This is a genomic window from Ferrimonas sp. SCSIO 43195, assembly GCF_023716685.1.
GTDB classification, from domain to species: Bacteria; Pseudomonadota; Gammaproteobacteria; order Enterobacterales; family Shewanellaceae; genus Ferrimonas; species Ferrimonas kyonanensis.
The window spans coordinates 1,417,586-1,433,909 of record NZ_CP072679.1 but is presented as its reverse complement, the minus strand read 5'-3'; the positions used below and the strand labels follow the sequence as shown (position 1 = coordinate 1,433,909).

Here is a 16,324-nt window from a genome sequence, read left to right as displayed (position 1 = left end):
CCCTACCTGGACTACACTGAGTCCTGGTGGCAGCAGAAGGACGAACTATGGCCCGGATTGGCTGGATGATCATCACACTGTTTTGGGCTGGCTTGCTGTCGGCCCAGCCGGTCTTATCGCCGCAGCAACAGCACTATCAACAGGCGCTGGCGGCGCTGAAACAGGGTGACAACGACGAGTTCCGCCGGTTACGAAACCAGCTCAAAGACTACCCGCTGCTGCCTTACCTGGACTTTGAACACCGCTCCAGCCAGATGCATAAGCTGACCGCCCAGCAGGCGGTGGAAATTCTCTCCTCCCTGACCGATACGCCGCTGTATGACCGCTTTAAACACCGCTACCTGGTTCAGGCGGGCAAACAGAAGCGCTGGTCGATCTTCCTCAGCATCAGTCCTCAACCTCCCCGTAACACCGATCTACGCTGCTACTATTACCGAGCCCGGCTGGCTGAAGGGGACATCGACACCGCCTGGTCTGGCGCCCATGATCTGTGGCTGACCGACCGCAGCCTGCCGGATGCCTGTACGCCACTGCTGCGTGCCTGGCAAAAAGCCGGCCAGCGCAGCAACGAGATCATCTGGCAGCGAATGCTGCTGACCTTTGAAGGCAATCAAGGCCAGCGACTGGCGTACCTGAACACCCTGCTGTCCCGCAGCTGGCGCGAGCGCGGCGACCTGCTGGTTCGCCTGTATCAACACCCGAAAGAGATTCGCCAGCGCACCACCATCAAACGCCAGCATAAACAGGCACAGCAGATCGCCGCCGTGACCCTGTACCGACTGGCGCGTCGTGCTCCGGAATACGCCCTCAAGCATTACCTGCGCTGGCAGGGGCAGCTCGGTGAGCATGAAAGCAAGGTTCGGACCCGAATCGTACGCTATGCCCTGGCCGATAACCTGTGGACCCCGGAGCTGGCGCAACTGATGGAGTCCTTCCCACAAGACGAGTTGATCGTGCTTCGCACCCGCCAGCTGATCGCCCGCGGCGACTGGCAGGCCATCAACCACTGGCTGGCCCGAATTCAGAACACCGAAGCCGACGACTGGCAATACTGGCGTGCCCGGGCCATGGAGGAACTGGCCCTGACCGAGGAGGCCGATGCCGCCTACCGAGCCCTGGCCAAACGCCGCAGCTACTATGGCTTCCTGGCTGCGCAGCGGCTGGGGCTGCCCTACCGCATGAACCAAACCCTGCCTGAGGATGATCCGCAACTGACCGCCAGGGTGTCGACACTGGCGTCGGTACAACGCATTGGCGAGCTGCTCGCCCTTGACGATCACCGCGCCGCCCGCAGTGAGTGGCGCTGGCAACTGCTGCGAGCCAACAAGACGCAGCAGTGGGCCCTGACCCGACTGGCGTATACGCAGGGCTGGCACTACCTGAGTGTCCAGGGCACCATCACCGCCAAGAGCTGGGACGCGGTCCCCTGGCGTTTTCCCGACGCCTACGGCGATGACTTTTCCCACTTTGCCCGCCAGCAACAACTTGACGACACCCTGCTCAGGGCCGTTGCCCGAAGGGAGAGTGCCCTCTACCCGCTGGCCCGCTCCGGTGCCAATGCCTATGGCCTGATGCAACTGCTGCCCACCACCGCCAAACAGGTGGCTCGCCAGCAAAAGCTGCGCTATTCCGGCGCCCGATCGCTGTATCAGCCCAGATTCAATATTCAGCTTGGCAGTGCCTACCTGAAACAACTGATGGATCAATACCAGGACAACCGCATCCTGACGGCTGCCGCTTACAACGCCGGTCCCAGCCGGGTTAAGCGCTGGCTAAAGAACAGCGATGGCAAGTTGGCCATGGATCAGTTCGTGGACACCATCCCCTACCGGGAGACCCGGGACTACGTCAAAGCCATCCTCAGCTACCAGTTAATCTATCGAACCCTGCAACAACGGCCCTCGGACCTGGTGAGCCAAGCGGAATGGCAGCGGCGCTACTAAAGCCTCCCACGCCGATAAAGCTGAACTATTCTTGTTGAAGCTGAATCAACAAGGAGTGTTCGATGCCGCAATCTCTGGAACCGGTGATTCACCAGTTACAACAGGTGCTGCTGGACAAACCCGTCGCCATTCGGCTGGCCCTCACCTGCCTGATTGCCCGAGGGCACCTGCTGATTGAAGACCTCCCCGGCATGGGCAAAACCACCCTGTCCTATGCCCTGGCTCGTACCCTGGGTCTGAGCCACCAGCGGGTGCAGTTCACCGCCGACATGCTGCCGGCGGATCTCATCGGCGTGTCCATTTACACCACGCCAAAGCAGCAGTTTGAGTTTCATCCCGGCCCCCTGTTCAGTCAGTTGGTGCTGGCCGACGAGGTCAACCGCGCCAGCCCCAAGACTCAGAGTGCCCTGCTGGAAGCGATGGCCGAAGGCCAGGTCTCCACCGACGGCATTACCCGGGCATTGCCGCAACCCTTCTTTGTCATCGCCACCCAAAACCCCATGGAGCAATCCGGTACCTTTCCCCTGCCGGAATCGCAGCTGGATCGCTTTATGATGAAACTGAGCCTGGGCTACCCCAGCCTGGAAGCGGAAAAGCAGCTGCTAACCGGTCGGCATCTGGCCGACAGTGGTGACCGCCTCAGCGCCCTGATGGGGCCGGCGCAGCTGCAGCAGCTGCAGCAACAGGCCGACCAAGTCGGTGTCGCCGATATGGTGCTGGATTACCTGCTTGAGTTGATTCAGGCCAGCCGCAATGGCCATCAGGGCACGACGCCACTGTCCCCGCGCTGCAGCCGGGCACTGTTGGCTGCCACCAAGGCCTGGGCCCTGCTGCACGGTCGCAGCTTTGCCGTGCCGGATGACGTGCAGGCGGTGTTTACCGCGGTCACCGAACACCGGCTCGAAGCCGGTCATCATCGCGGCAACGGCCGGGCCCAATCCCTGCTGGAGGCGGTTAACCCGATACGCTGATGACTCTGTCGTTCTGGCGGCGGCCGCCGCTGCAAGCCTGCCCGCAACGGACCCTGAGCCACAATGACATCCTGATTGTGCCCACCCGTTTCGGGGTGCTGTTTCTGGCGCTATCTCTGGTGCTGTTCCTGTTTGGCTCCAACTACCAGAACAATTTGATACTGATGTTGGCATTTCTGATGTTCAGCCTGTTCAGCTCCTGCCTGCTGATCTGTTACCGCAACCTGGCCGGAGTCACCCTTCGCCCTCAACCTGCGTCCGGCGTCCACGCCGGTGATCCGGTGCACTTTCCCATTAACTTGTCCGGCAGTGGCCACAACTACCACCTGCAGCTGAGGTTTGTGCAAGGGGACAAACAACAGTTGCACGCCCTGTCCGCCACTCCCTCCCGACTGGACGTGCCCTGGCCCTCCAGCCAACGAGGACCGCTGACTCCGCCTCCGCTGATCATCAGCAGTCGTTACCCCCTTGGCCTATGCCGAGTCTGGAGCCGCCTGACCCTGAATCAGACGGCCTGGATCTGGCCGCGCCCCCTGACCGAGGGCACCCCGGCGCCGCCCCAATCCCGGCCGAACCAGGGAGAGGACCGCCAATCAACAGGCGACGAGTTCGAGGGGCTCAAACCCTGGCAACGGGGCCACAGCCTCAGTCGGGTTGCCTGGAAGCAGCTGGCCCAGCAGCGAGGAATGCTGATCAAGCAGTTCGACGGCCCCAGCCCTAACCCGCAGTTGCTGACGGTGGACAGCCAGCACCCGCAACTGGAGCAACATCTCAGCGAACTGACCGGACGGCTACAGCAACTGCACCAACAGGGGATCCCCGTTGGCCTGTCCACCCCTACCGAGACCCTGATGCCGAAACTGGGCCGGTCGCACCTGCATCATTGCCTGACCCTACTGGCCCGAGTGGAACCCCATGATCCCTGAGCCAACCCTGACCACCGTTGCCCTGCGCCAGACTCAGGGCTGGCTGCTGATGACTCAGCAGATGCTGGTGATTCACCTGATCGGTATGGTGCCGAATTGGGCGCTGGCCATCGTCAACCTGTCACTGCTATGGAGCCTGGCCATCTTTCTTGGCAAGGTTCGGCGCCCTCCAACCTGGCTGCTGTTTACCCTGACCCTGACGGTTCTGCTGGCGCTGATCCCCATCTATCTTCAGCAGGGCATCGCTGTCACCCTGGGGATCATGATCGCCCTGAGTTACTGCCTCAAATCTCTGGAAGTACGCAGCCGCCGGGATATCCTGACCCTGGTGTTGGTGGGCTTTTTCCTCATCACCCTCAGCCTGATTGAACAGCAGTCCTGGCTAAAACTGATGTCAGCCCTGGCGCTGTTTATCCTCAACGCCACCATACTGCTGAGCCTGCATCGCCCCATGAGTGCCCCCCACAACCTGAGAATGAGCCTGAAGCTGGTGCTGGGCAGCCTGCCAATGGCTGTGATTCTGTACCTGCTACTGCCACGATTAGAACCGCTGTGGCAACAACCTGTGGGTGGCCGCGCCAGCACCGGTTTAAGTGCCGAGCTGGCCTTGGGGGAGATCGCGCTGCTGACTCAATCCAATGAACCGGCCTTCAGCGCTCGCTTTACCCGGCCGCCTCAAGACCGTGACCTGTACTGGCGGGTGTGGATTCAGTCTCACTTTGACGGCCAGGTATGGCGGGCACAACCCACGCTGCCCCGCCGTTCACCGAATCACGAACAGGGGGACAGTCACCACGGCTACCAACTGCTCGGCTGGCCACAAACGGAGTTACGAATCCCCAGCCTGGCAGGCAGTCACAGTCGGGATGCCTCTCTGGGGCAAATCAGCGGCGATCTCTGGCAAAGGCTGTATCAATCCGGCTCACCGCAACTGACCTTTCGCTGGCAGCCGGGTCTCGCCCCCACGCCGGCCAAGGCCGGCCTGGACTACCTGCAGCTTCCCGAACACACCAATCCCAGGACCCTGGCCTGGGGCCAACGGCTGCGCTCAGAGGGCCTGGCCCCCAGAGCCGTGCTGCAACGACTGCTGATCTACTTCCAGCAGCAACCCTTTGTCTACACTCTCAGGCCGCCCGCCACCGGCCGCCACCAGGTGGATGACTTCCTGTTCACAACCCAAGCGGGATTCTGTGGCCACTACGCCAGCGCCACCGTGACCCTGTTGAGGGCGGCCGGAATTCCCGCCCGCCTGATCAGTGGCTATCAAGGGGGACGCTGGTTGCCGGACGGCCGGCTGATGGTGCGCCAGCTCAATGCCCACGCCTGGGTGGAGTTCTGGGTCGAGGGAGCAGGCTGGCTGCGCAGTGACCCCACCCAGCAGGTATCACCGGACCGCATCGAGCAGTTGGGGCAGCAACGGCTGTTCCAGGCGTTGTCCTGGCCGACGTGGCTGCAAAACCCTGCCCTCACCGATTCCATGAACGCCCTGCTGGACCGCCTCGATTACCAGTGGCAACGCAGCGTGCTGGAGTTTGATAAACAGCAACAGCGGCAATGGCTGGCAGAACTGCTGGCCCACAGTGGCAGCCACCACATCCTGCTGCTGACCGCCGCGGTGCTGGCGACGCTGGCACTGATTCAACTGGGGCTGGCCGGCATGCTGCCTCGGTGGCGACCACCGGCATGGGAACTGCTGCTGTGGCGACAACTGCGCCACCTATTGACTCGGCGGGGCCTGAGGGTAACGGCCAACGCCTCCATGACCTCGATCATCCACGACGCTGCCATTCGCTGGCCCGGCGCCGCCGCCGACCTGGGGGCCTTTCAGCGCCGATTTGAGCAGTTACGCTATAATCCAAACCCGGCTGGCGTCCCCCGGGGCCGGCGGCTTCTGTGGCACCGACTGCTGCGGATTCGACGCCACCTGGCCCGCGCCGCTGCCGACGAGCGAAGGTAGCCATGGCGACTCAGTGGTGATGCAGGTCGGCATCAATGTCTTTGTCGGTGAGTGATTCCGGCACGTCAAAGCGCCACTTTGCAAACCAGAGCCAAGCCGAAACGGCAACCAGTACAAACGTCAGTGTCAGGGTGAAATGAATTAATCCGGTAGTTGCGGTTGAAAATGCTGACATAAACACCTCCCTTTTGCCCGAGGATTACGGAACAAAACCCAGTGACTTCAATCATGTTGGCGCTTTCCAAGTCGATAACGGCAACCCGTTGGTTGCGATTGCAACGGCATCAGCCGGGTGCTGACAAGCAAGCTGTCCATAAACACAGCCCTTGTTCTACCTTGACGTTAAACCAAATAATTAGGCGATACTGCCTAAATTTTAACCAGCGAAAACACCGGCGGACCGGAGCGAGCGGCAGTCACCAGCTAACCACTGATGAGTACGGCTTGGTTAATTGGCGTATTGCACGCCGCTTCAGGAGTGGAAATCCGTCATACCTCGCTGTAAGGCCACCGGTTTTGGAGACCGTCGCATAGGCTCGGTCACTCAATGGGTTAACGGTTATCTGTAGAAAAACAGTGCATCGCAACGGCCGTTTCCGATGGTTTCAACGCCGATTTACGCAGTGACACTGCCACACGAGACTGACCTGTGCCCGCTTAGGCCGGCGGCTTCAGTGGCAGCGGCTGCTGCGAATTCGCCGCCATCTGGCCCGCCCCCTGCCGACGGGCGGGAATAGTGGTGTATACTCAGCGCAAACCCTTTAAAAGAAAACAGATTGATGACTGACGGCCCAACTCTGCTGTGGCACGACTATGAAACTTGGGGCGCCAATCCAGCTCAGGATCGCCCGGCGCAATTCGCCGCCATCCGCACTGACCTGGATCTGAACCCCATTGGCGACCCCATTGAACTGTTCTGCCAACTGCCGGCTGACTACCTGCCCAGCCCAGAGGCGATGTTCATTACCGGTATTACTCCACAGCGAGCCAACCGCCTCGGCGACGTCGAAGCCCAGTTTATCGCCAAAGTTGAAGCCCAGATGGCCCAGCCAGGCACCTGCACCGTGGGATACAACTCCATCCGCTTCGACGATGAAGTGACCCGCTACACCCTGTATCGCAACTTCTTCGACCCCTACGCCCGCGAATGGCAGAACGGCAACAGCCGCTGGGACATCATCGACCTGGTCCGCGCTTGTTACGCCCTGCGTCCCGAAGGCATCGAGTGGCCACTGCGCGAAGACGGCAACCCCAGCTTCAAGTTGGAGCACCTGACCGCGGCCAATGGCCTGGACCACGGCAACGCCCACGATGCGGTGTCCGACGTGGAAGCCACCATCGCCCTGGCCCGACTGATCAAAACCCATCAGCCCAAGCTGTACGACTGGTTTTTCTCCCTGCGCCGCAAACAAGCGGTCTCCAAGTTGGTGGACGTACTGGCGATGAAGCCGTTGCTGCACGTATCGTCACGTTTTCCCGCCAGCCAGGGCTGCGCCACTCTGGTGATGCCGATGGCCTGGCACCCGGACAACCGCAATGCGGTGGTGGTGGTGGATTTGCACCAGGACATCACCCCGCTGCTGGAGTGGGACGCAGCGCGACTGAAACAGCGACTGTACACCCCCAGCCGGGAACTGGAACCGGGGGAACCTCGAGTGCCGGTGAAGCTGCTGCATTTCAATAAGAGCCCCTTTATCGCGCCGGCGGCCACTCTGGAAGATCAGCAGGCCGAACGCCTGGGCCTGGACAAACAACGCTGTCGCGACAACTTCGCCCTGCTGCGTCGCCACCATCAACAGGTTCGTGAAAAGCTTACCGCCCTTTACAGCGACGACCGCGACGGTCGTGACGACCGCGACGGTCGTGACGACCGCGACGTCGATCAGCAGTTGTACGGCGGCTTCTTCTCCGACGCCGATCGCAGCCAGATGGAACTGATACGCGCCACCGCTCCGGAGCACCTGGCGGCACTGAACCCGCAATTCAGCGACGCGCGCCTGGCGCCGCTGCTGTTCCGCTACCGCGCCCGCAACTACCCCTACACCCTGTCGGAGCAGGAGCAAAAGCGTTGGCAACTGCACTGTCAGGAAAGAATCAATGACCCGGAATACGCCATGAAGCTGGAGCAGTTAGTGGAGACCCATCAACAAGATGAGACCAAAATGGCGTTGCTGAAATCCCTCTACCACCATCTTCAGTCACTGTAAATCTGAGAAATGTCGCCCACTTCCCCTATATTTGGAAGTGGGCGTGATCGTGATCACATCAGATTGATCAACAACTCCCTAAACTGTAATTCAGTTCCATAAATTGAGGATTGAGGATGAACAACCGTTTTAACGACGCGTTAACTCAATTGCCCAAAGCGCTGGCCGACGCGGTGTCGCCAATGCTGACGGACCATTTTGCCGGACACCTGTCCGCTGAGCAGTTAAAGGAATTAAGCGATCAATCCGGCCTGTCTGGTACCGAGCTGTATCTGGCACTGCTGCCCATTGCCGCGACGCTTTCATACGCGCCCATCTCCAATTTCTTCGTTGGTGCCATCGCCCACGGTGAGTCCGGAGACATCTACATGGGAGCCAATATGGAGTTGGTGGGCGAAGCCCTGTTCCACTCCGTACACGCCGAACAGTCTGCCATCAGCCACGCCTGGCTGGCGGGGGAACAAAAGCTGGTTGGCATCACCGTCAACTACTCACCGTGCGGGCATTGTCGTCAGTTTATGACTGAACTGAATAACAATGACAATCTCACCATCCGTCTGCCGGAGCAACCGCCTCAACCCTTGACCCACTACCTGCCTTACGCCTTCGGGCCAAAAGATCTGGGCATGGAAGATGGCCTGCTCGATGGCAATGACCACGAGATGACTCTGGACAGCGACGATCCGCTGGTACAACGTGCGTTGCGGGAAGCCAATGCTTCCTATGCCCCTTACAGCAACACCCCGGCCGCCATCGTGCTGGCCACGGAATCGGGCCAGGTGTTCGTCGGCCGTTACGCCGAAAACGCCGCCTTCAACCCCAGCCTGCCCCCGATGCAGATGGCCATCAATGCCATGGCCCGTCAGGGCATCGGCTTTGACCGCATTCATCGCGCCATTTTGGTGGAAGGTGACAAGGGTCAGATCAGCTTCCTTCACAGTGGCAGCGACGCCCTGGGCACCATCAGTCAGGTCCAACTTGAAACCTACAAAGCACAGAGTTAAAACTCGCAAACTTCAGGTGGCCCACCGCCGTCTGAGGTTTCTGCGAGCCGCTTCGGCGAAACCATCAACAAACAGCGCTGCCTAGGGGCAGCGCTTTTTTATTGCGGTTGGCACTGTCAAAAGACGGTCAGGCGTATCCCAGTGCCTGAGCCGCCACCACCACCACGCTGGAGATCACGAACAGCATCAACATAAAACGCCAGATAAAACGAAGCCAATCGGTCCAATCGATGCGACACACTCCCAGCGTGGCCATCAGCGATGCCGAGGTCGGCACCAACACATTGGTAAAGCCATCCCCAAGCTGAAACGCCAATACCGCCACCTGACGACTGACACCAACAATGTCCGCCAGCGGTGCCATCAGTGGCATGGTCAGCGCCGCCTGCCCCGACCCCGAGGTCACAAAGAAATTAAACACCGACTGAAATACCAGCATAAACCAGGCGGACAGCATCTCTGGCATGCCACCGATGGCAGTACCGGCACTGTGCAAAATGGAGTTAAGCACCGACGCTTCGGCCGGGTCACTGCCCCCAAGAAGCAATAAGATACCCTTGGCTGCGCCCACCAACAGTGCCGGTGGCAACATCAGCCCGGCGCCCTCTTTAAAGGCATCGGCGGCGTCGTTCATGGTCATGTTGTTGAGTTTAAACAGCACCGCGATGAGGGCGGTCACCACCCCCATGGTGAAAAACTGCGATGCAATTTCCGGGATATACCAGGCGTGCACGACTACCCCCCAGATCACCCAGATGACGGTCGCGACCACGGTGAGCATCACCAGGCCATCGCCCAGATTCCAACGGCTGTCTTTCAGATCCGGTTGCGGTGCGTCCCGCAGCGGTTGATCGGAGGCATAGCTGTACGAACGGCGCGGATCGGCCTTTACCCCTTTGGCGTACCACAGGGTAAACGCGATGCCCAGCAGGGTGAAACCGAGCCACAGCGCCATGCGAAGATCCGCTCCGGACAGCACCGGCACGCCGCTGACTCCCTGGGCGATGGCCACCGAAAATGGATTCATCCAGGATGCGGCAAACCCCACCTGAGTCGCCACATAGGTCACCATCACCGTGGTGATGCCATCGTAGCCAAGACGGATCACCAAGGGCGAAATGATGATGGCAAAGGCCACCGCCTCCTCGCCCATACCAAACACGGCACCGCCTAACGAGAACAACGCAAACATCACTGGAATAAACAGCGACTCATTGCCCTTGGTCTTAGCGATGATGCGCAGAATGCCATTATCGATGGTTCCAGTTCGCATCACGATGCCAAAGGCACCGCCGATGATCAGCATAAACATGATCACGCCGATGGCACTGCCCCATTTCGAGCCGGAAACCAAGCCTTCAAAGGCGAAGTTAAGCAGGCCGACACCGCCGCCCCCTTCAAACAAGCCGACGCGGTTGTAGACAATCTCGCCATTGTCATCGGTGGCATAGGCAAAGGACGCCGGGTCGATGACGGTTCGGGTCTTCTCAACCCCGTCCATGGCATAGGTGGCAGTTTGAGTATCAAAACTGCCTGCCGGAATCAGATAGGTGGCGGCAGCGGCCAGCACACCAATCACAAAGATCAAAATCAGGGTATCCGGCATCTGCCAGATTTTGCTGCCCGGCGTGGTTACGGCGGTGGCTTGAGTATCGCTCATGATGGTATCGCTATGGCGTGATGGTCACTGTGGGTAATGGCAGCGATGATAGAGGAATCTTGGCCAATGAACACCCTTTAACCGGTAAAATCGTGACCATTGCGAATTTAAACCCAGATTGAGTGCATAACCATTTATTTGCATTGCTCAAATCTTGGCCGCATTCCAGAGTTGAGGCAAACGCCACTGAGCAAGGATGGTGGGTTCTGGTCATCAACAAGACGACGGCCACCGCCCCTCTCGATGGCGTCCTCCTGGCCAAAGATCAAGGGTCAAAAAGATCAGAATACCGGGAAAGCGGCAACGCCTTGTGAGCGTGACGGGCCACGGTTCCCGGTAATGGCTGACGCCGCGTTGTGATGTGGCTTGCGACTTTATTTGCGCTTGGGAAGACGCATCTTCAGCGACGACGTATCGAAGCGACTGCCACCCAGACGCTGCACATCGGCGTAAAATTGATCCACCAATGCCGTCAACGGCAACTGAGCGCCATTGCGCCGCGCCTCATCCAGGGTGATGCCCAGATCCTTACGCATCCAGTCCACGGCAAAACCAAAGTCATACTCATCTTTGAGCATGGTGGCGCCGCGGTTGTCCATCTGCCAGGATTGCGCCGCCCCCTTTCCGATCACCTCCAGCACCTTGTCGCCATCCAAACCGGCTTGCTGAGCGAAATGCATCCCCTCGGCCAACCCCTGCACCACCCCGGCAATGCAGATCTGATTGACCATCTTGCACAGCTGGCCGCTGCCCACCGGGCCTAACAACTCGGCACAGCGGGCGTAGGCCTCCATAACGACACGGGCACGCTCAAACGGTTGTGGCTCGCCACCGGCCATCACCGTCAGCACCCCATTCTCGGCCCCAGCCTGGCCACCGGACACCGGTGCATCCACAAAGCTCACCGAGCGCTGGTGCGCCACCGCAGCCAACTCTCGGGCAACATCGGCCGAGGCGGTGGTGTGATCCACCAACACCGCGCCCGCCGCCATGGCTCCCAAGGCACCGTCGTCCCCGAGCACCACTTGGCGCAGATCGTCGTCATTGCCAACACACACAAACACCAACTCACATTCTTTGGCTGCCTCGGCCGGCGTCATAGCGTACTCACCGCCATAATGCTGTTGCCATTGCTGAGCCTTGGCGGTGGTGCGGTTAAATACCGTCACCTCGTGCCCGGCTACCTGAAGATGCCCGGCCATGGGGTACCCCATGACGCCCAATCCGATAAAGGCCACCTTAGCCATCGCTGTCCCTCTTTGATCAAGTGCTTAACAAGACTCCCATTGTGGGTCAGCGGCAAAGAGAATGCGAGGCCTTCAGCCCCAACATTCATCCATTTGATATGGTGACGCTTTATATGCTCCATTCCACCGGTTGGCTCGACACCGGGAACACCTTTTGCAATGGCACTTTGTCCACGTCGTAGAACCACACCTCCACCAGGATCTGCGCCTGGTCCACTGCGGCCATGACCTCGGCTTCAAAGCGGCCATTATGAACGCCGCCACTGGCCAACCGGCGTTGATAGTCGGGCTGATACCCCTGGCCATTCGCTTCGAAATGGGTGTAGAGCGACACAAATGCCCGCTCCTCTGCTGCCAGAGACACCACCACCTTCAGGCTGCTGGCCCCTTCAAAACTCATCTGCGGCGACGCCACCAGATCGGCGGTGAGCATCGGCCCCGGCTCCGCCGCCGGGTCGTCACCGGGCTCGGCTTCCGGCTCCTCTTCCGGCTCATCCTGAGGTTCATCCACCGGTGTGGTCGGAGGCTGTGGCGCTGGCGTCTCGCTGCCACCACCGCCGCCGCCGCCACACCCAGCCAGCAACACACTCACAAACAGCACGGACAACAGGTTGATGATTTTCATAATTCAGTCCTCGTCTCAGAATCAGTTAAACAGCTTGACGGCATTGGCGTTGTCGCGGTGGTACCAATCCAGATACTGGCCACCGTCATACTCGATGTACTGCTGAAACTGGGGATAGGTTTGCAGCAGGTCCTGCTTCTCCGCCGGGTAATGCCAGCTCTGCGGGAACTGCAATCCCCAGGGCAAACTGTTGCTGTTGCGGTAATAACGGTTGCTGCCCGGGTTACTGTCGTCATCAAAGGTGCCAAAATAACTGCTGCTGCCCAGATCCGTGGGTGGAAAATCCGCCAGATGAATCTCTAACTGCCGCCCCGGAGGGGTGTCGAAGCCGGTGCGGTAGCGGTTCGGGCTGGCAAAGATGAAAGGATCGTACGGTGCCGCTGGCATCGCGTTGGGGTCAACCCCTTCGGCAAACACCAGGGTCAGCTGAAACTGGAACTGCAGGCCATCATCACAGCCCGCCTGGGTTCGGTAAAAGCCACACCCCACCGTCACCTCATCGAACAAATCTTCACTGATGATCAGCACCGCGTCGCTCTGGCCAGTCTCCAGCACCGTGCTGGTATCGGCGGCCACGCCGTTTTTCAGGTATTCCAGTTGAGCCACATCGATGTTGCTGCGGCTGATTTGCGGCAGATGAATGGCAAAGCCGCTGTGCATCTCCGCCCCCAGCGCCTGCAACTTGCCATTGATCACCACCTTGGTGACCTTGGCCAGCTGGGTGTATTCGGTGATCTGCAGATCCATCACCACGTCGTTCATGTCGTAATCGGCCTCGAATGGCCAACGATCCTCAAAGGCGATGCTGGCGAACTCGCCCTCATTGGGGTAGGTCTGAGTGGTCGAACCCGGGGTGCTTATCGCCACCGCGTAGTCTTCCACCTCGCCGTCTGCCGCCCCGCCTTTGGGGCCCAAACCGGTGTCCGAGGCGATGCGAAATCGGGCCTGGGTGACGCCGCCCAAGGCGGTTGCCGGCACGGCGATGGCAATGCTGGTACTGCCCAGTTGCAGTTCCCTGTCGGTGATCACCTGCTCATCGGCCCCGGCAAACACCCCGTCCTGGTTCCAATCGATGAACCCCTGCAAATAGCCGATCTGTTGAGTGACCTCAACCTGAATCACGGCGCTGGTTCCGGCTTCAAAGGCGGTGACAAACGCCACCCCGTCTTCATCGTCCAGGCCATCGAGGTCATCGCTCCAGGGCGCACTGAAACCGTCGCTGTCCGCATCCGCGTTCGCCCCCAGTATCGGCCCCTGGCTACCCAGGGCATGGCGAGCGCCGTTGTCTTCCATACGGGTGCCATAGCTGGCCGGGGCATCGCCGAAGTCGACGTTAACGGGGATCACGTCGGCACTGGCGCAGCGGGCACCGTCGTTGGAGGAGGACGCCGGGCCATAGGCGAAGAACTCGGCGCTGGCATCCAACTGCTCCGGATTACGCAGGTCAATACGGAAGATATGGCCATCCTGATTTCGGCTCAGATAGTAGTAGCCGCTTTTCTCAAAATAGCCGGCGCCAAAGGTACCGGTAATGCCACTGTTGCCCAACACCTGGCGGGAACCATCGGTGATATCAATCTGATACAGGTCGCCGCTGCTGTTATCCACCGCGTACAACTTCTGGTTACTGGGGTGAAAAGCAAAATCGGTCAACACCATGCTGGTATCGGCGCCCACCACCTTCTGTGCCTGTAAATACTGCGGCGAGGTCTCGTCCAGGGACACCGAGAACAAGCCGTGGTTCCTGTGATAAATCCAATAGGTATCGTCATGCACATCGCCGACGAAAAAGTGCACCCCGGAAGGCAGACCGGTCACATTCAGGGCGGTGGCCTGATAGTCCGAGTCCACCTGAACCACATCTTTCAGGTGTTTGCTGAAGCCATAGATATAGCGATCGGTTTCATTAAAACCGATGCCATTGACGTTACCGGGAATCCCCAGATCATCACTGAGTTCCTCGTAGGCGCCGGTCACCAAATCCACCCCGTACACCACCGTGTCTTTCTGAAACAGATACGCCTCGGTCGGGCAACTGGTAAACGCCGCCCCCTGAGCCTGAGTGGCGAGCATCGCCCCTAGCAACCACCATTGATTTCCCATTAGCACTCTCCCGTTAGCAACATGACAGTGCTTAAGGAAAAATCATGCCAAACTTATAAGGCCATGTTATTCATCATGAAAAAATTGAAAGAATGAATTGAATTGCATTCTGCAATAGCGTCTCAGAGGCCATGGCATGACAATTCGCAAACCGAAGCGGTTGATTTATGCCTTGAAAAATCAAACAATAATAAAAACTAATATATCAACAGCGATAAAATACCGTTCAGTATTATTATCGAGCCGATTACACCTCAGGGAAAGAGTATGAAACTGCAAATTGAAGCGGTGCGTGCGTTTGTCGCGGCTGCCGAAAATGGTTCATTTACCGCCGCAGGAAGGGAATTAAAAAAGACCCAGGCTGCCATCAGCCAGCAAGTTCAGAACTTAGAAATTGATCTCGGCTTTGACCTATTTAGCCGCCTCGGAAAATACCCGGTATTAACCCCCAAAGGCACCCGATTATTGAAAGACGCCCGCGTCATGCTATCCCAGGTAGAGCACTTCTCCGAACAGGCGAGGGCCATGGAGGGCAATGTCGAGCCCAGCCTGAGACTGGGCGTGGATCCCCTGGTCTGCGCCCCGGAATTGGTCAACCTGGTGTCGGAGTTTGCCAACACCTTTCCCCACATCGAACTGTCGCTGTTTCAACAAAACAGTCTGTCGCTATCACAGAAACTCAAAGATAATCAACTTGATGCAGTGTTGGGATTGTTTCCTGAGCGGGACAACATCGGTTACTCGGCCGTCGATGCCTTCCAGGTTGCCTGCCATTGGGTCGCCTCGCCACAACTGGCAGAGTCACTGGGCGACCCCATCAGTTATGGCGCATTGTGCCACTCGCGATTGCTGCTGCCCACCAATCTACCGGACCGGAGTCTGAACCCGATGACCGATCAGATCCAGGTATGGGAAGTGGAAGACATCAATACTCTACTCAGCTTTTGTCGCAGTGGAATAGGTATTTCATGTCTACCAGACTTTGTGGTTCAGCATGACCTTAATGCCGACATTCTGCGTCAGGTGCGCTTCGATTTCGACCGGATTTCTAAATTCAGCTGGCGCGCGACCATGCTGTGGCATAAAGGCTACAAATTCCACGAAGCCGGCGAGTGGATATTTAAAAAGCTTACCGAATTAAAAATCAAATAATCGTCTCATCAAATTTGATGATTTAGGGTTGCCCCTGAATCCCCCACCGAAACATGACTGCCATTCAACTCACCATCGCAAGGAAAAATCACCCCGGTTTCCTACCCCAGCCGGCATAGGAAACCGGAAAACGCACCCAAGGCGACAAAAAATGCCATCAACGCCGACTTAGCCCCGCGATACCCGCAGCCACTCAACCATAAGTCTTGCTAATAGTATCTATTTTTCTGCTGCCACAACAATCAAATAACATTGCTGCCGTGTACCTATCACAACTCATTTAAAGTTATAAGGAGATGACCATGATTAAGTCTATTGCCAACCTGCAAGCCCTGATGCACAGCCTGAAACAGGACCAGCGCGGTGTTACCGCCATCGAATACGGCCTGATCGGCGTGGCCATGGCTGCCGCCCTGGCGACTGTGCTGGGCACCACCGACGGCCAGTTCCTGAAAGAGCTGACCGACGCCTTCACTGGCATTGCAACAAAACTCAGCAACGCTAACACCTAATCAGTAAGGCGAGATGG

General features: G+C 58.6%; 13 protein-coding genes. 8 read left to right on the top strand and 5 right to left on the bottom strand.

The genetic code is table 11. From position 1 onward, the window contains the following. Positions 1–47: 47 nt before the first annotated feature. The 4 genes from J8Z22_RS06915 (at position 48) to J8Z22_RS06900 (ending at position 5,797) form a co-directional block, all read left to right on the top strand. Positions 48–1,943, top strand: a complete 1,896-nt coding sequence (locus J8Z22_RS06915; protein WP_252009710.1) for a transglycosylase SLT domain-containing protein — start codon at positions 48–50, stop codon at positions 1,941–1,943. Positions 1,944–2,005: 62 nt separating this feature from the next. Then, positions 2,006–2,914, top strand: coding sequence for a MoxR family ATPase (locus tag J8Z22_RS06910; protein ID WP_252009708.1), 909 nt, complete (start codon positions 2,006–2,008; stop codon positions 2,912–2,914). After that, a complete protein-coding gene (locus J8Z22_RS06905) occupies positions 2,914–3,840 on the top strand; it encodes a DUF58 domain-containing protein (protein ID WP_051252755.1) in 927 nt (308 codons plus the stop codon). The genes J8Z22_RS06910 and J8Z22_RS06905 overlap by 1 nt, the downstream gene beginning before the upstream one ends. Then, complete coding sequence (locus J8Z22_RS06900) at positions 3,830–5,797, top strand: DUF3488 and transglutaminase-like domain-containing protein (RefSeq protein WP_252009706.1); 1,968 nt, start codon at positions 3,830–3,832, stop codon at positions 5,795–5,797. Before J8Z22_RS06905 ends, J8Z22_RS06900 begins: the two co-directional genes overlap by 11 nt. Before the next feature lie 10 nt (positions 5,798–5,807). On the opposite strand, the gene J8Z22_RS06895 is transcribed toward J8Z22_RS06900, so the two are convergent. Next, positions 5,808–5,972, bottom strand: a complete 165-nt coding sequence (locus J8Z22_RS06895; protein ID WP_156897068.1) for a hypothetical protein — start codon at positions 5,970–5,972, stop codon at positions 5,808–5,810. Between the two features lie 604 nt (positions 5,973–6,576). On the opposite strand from J8Z22_RS06895, the gene sbcB reads away from it, so the two are divergent. Beyond that, entirely contained in the window at positions 6,577–8,004 is a 1,428-nt protein-coding gene (gene sbcB / locus J8Z22_RS06890; RefSeq protein WP_252009705.1) for an exodeoxyribonuclease I, read from the top strand. Positions 8,005–8,120: 116 nt separating this feature from the next. Then, the gene (cdd, locus tag J8Z22_RS06885) at positions 8,121–9,008 is read left to right on the top strand and encodes a cytidine deaminase (protein ID WP_028113691.1); all 888 of its coding nucleotides are present in this window, start codon (positions 8,121–8,123) and stop codon (positions 9,006–9,008) included. Between the two features lie 127 nt (positions 9,009–9,135). On the opposite strand, the gene yfcC is transcribed toward cdd, so the two are convergent. The 4 genes from yfcC to J8Z22_RS06865 all read right to left on the bottom strand — a co-directional run bounded on the left by yfcC (position 9,136) and on the right by J8Z22_RS06865 (position 14,643). Then, entirely contained in the window at positions 9,136–10,668 is a 1,533-nt protein-coding gene (gene yfcC, locus J8Z22_RS06880) for a putative basic amino acid antiporter YfcC (protein WP_252009665.1), read from the bottom strand. A 374-nt stretch (positions 10,669–11,042) separates the two neighbouring features. Then, positions 11,043–11,915: an NAD(P)-dependent oxidoreductase gene (locus tag J8Z22_RS06875; protein ID WP_252009663.1), complete on the bottom strand. Its 873-nt coding sequence runs from the start codon at positions 11,913–11,915 to the stop codon at positions 11,043–11,045. 109 nt (positions 11,916–12,024) lie between these two features. After that, positions 12,025–12,540 carry a hypothetical protein gene (locus tag J8Z22_RS06870; protein ID WP_252009661.1) on the bottom strand — a complete coding sequence of 172 codons (516 nt, stop codon included), beginning with the start codon at positions 12,538–12,540 and terminating at the stop codon, positions 12,025–12,027. Positions 12,541–12,561: 21 nt separating this feature from the next. After that, positions 12,562–14,643, bottom strand: coding sequence for an LruC domain-containing protein (locus tag J8Z22_RS06865; RefSeq protein ID WP_252009658.1), 2,082 nt, complete (start codon positions 14,641–14,643; stop codon positions 12,562–12,564). Positions 14,644–14,910: 267 nt separating this feature from the next. Here J8Z22_RS06865 and J8Z22_RS06860 point away from each other — a divergent pair, with 267 nt between their 5' ends. Both J8Z22_RS06860 and J8Z22_RS06855 read left to right on the top strand, forming a co-directional pair. Then, complete coding sequence (locus J8Z22_RS06860) at positions 14,911–15,795, top strand: LysR family transcriptional regulator (RefSeq protein ID WP_252009656.1); 885 nt, start codon at positions 14,911–14,913, stop codon at positions 15,793–15,795. A gap of 302 nt (positions 15,796–16,097) precedes the next feature. Beyond that, complete coding sequence (locus J8Z22_RS06855; RefSeq protein ID WP_051252780.1) at positions 16,098–16,307, top strand: Flp family type IVb pilin; 210 nt, start codon at positions 16,098–16,100, stop codon at positions 16,305–16,307. Positions 16,308–16,324 lie beyond the last annotated feature (17 nt).

Bases quoted from the DNA above. Each gene is read 5' to 3' on its own strand.
- cdd (WP_028113691.1), top strand. From the start codon at position 8,121: ATGAACAACCGTTTTAACGACGCGTTAACTCAATTGCCCAAAGCGCTG.
- J8Z22_RS06870 (WP_252009661.1), bottom strand. From the start codon at position 12,540: ATGAAAATCATCAACCTGTTGTCCGTGCTGTTTGTGAGTGTGTTGCTG.
- sbcB (WP_252009705.1), top strand. From the start codon at position 6,577: ATGACTGACGGCCCAACTCTGCTGTGGCACGACTATGAAACTTGGGGC.
- J8Z22_RS06895 (WP_156897068.1), bottom strand. From the start codon at position 5,972: ATGTCAGCATTTTCAACCGCAACTACCGGATTAATTCATTTCACCCTG.
- J8Z22_RS06900 (WP_252009706.1), top strand. From the start codon at position 3,830: ATGATCCCTGAGCCAACCCTGACCACCGTTGCCCTGCGCCAGACTCAG.
- J8Z22_RS06865 (WP_252009658.1), bottom strand. From the start codon at position 14,643: ATGGGAAATCAATGGTGGTTGCTAGGGGCGATGCTCGCCACTCAGGCT.
- J8Z22_RS06855 (WP_051252780.1), top strand. From the start codon at position 16,098: ATGATTAAGTCTATTGCCAACCTGCAAGCCCTGATGCACAGCCTGAAA.
- J8Z22_RS06860 (WP_252009656.1), top strand. From the start codon at position 14,911: ATGAAACTGCAAATTGAAGCGGTGCGTGCGTTTGTCGCGGCTGCCGAA.
- J8Z22_RS06905 (WP_051252755.1), top strand. From the start codon at position 2,914: ATGACTCTGTCGTTCTGGCGGCGGCCGCCGCTGCAAGCCTGCCCGCAA.
- J8Z22_RS06915 (WP_252009710.1), top strand. From the start codon at position 48: ATGGCCCGGATTGGCTGGATGATCATCACACTGTTTTGGGCTGGCTTG.
- J8Z22_RS06910 (WP_252009708.1), top strand. From the start codon at position 2,006: ATGCCGCAATCTCTGGAACCGGTGATTCACCAGTTACAACAGGTGCTG.
- J8Z22_RS06875 (WP_252009663.1), bottom strand. From the start codon at position 11,915: ATGGCTAAGGTGGCCTTTATCGGATTGGGCGTCATGGGGTACCCCATG.
- yfcC (WP_252009665.1), bottom strand. From the start codon at position 10,668: ATGAGCGATACTCAAGCCACCGCCGTAACCACGCCGGGCAGCAAAATC.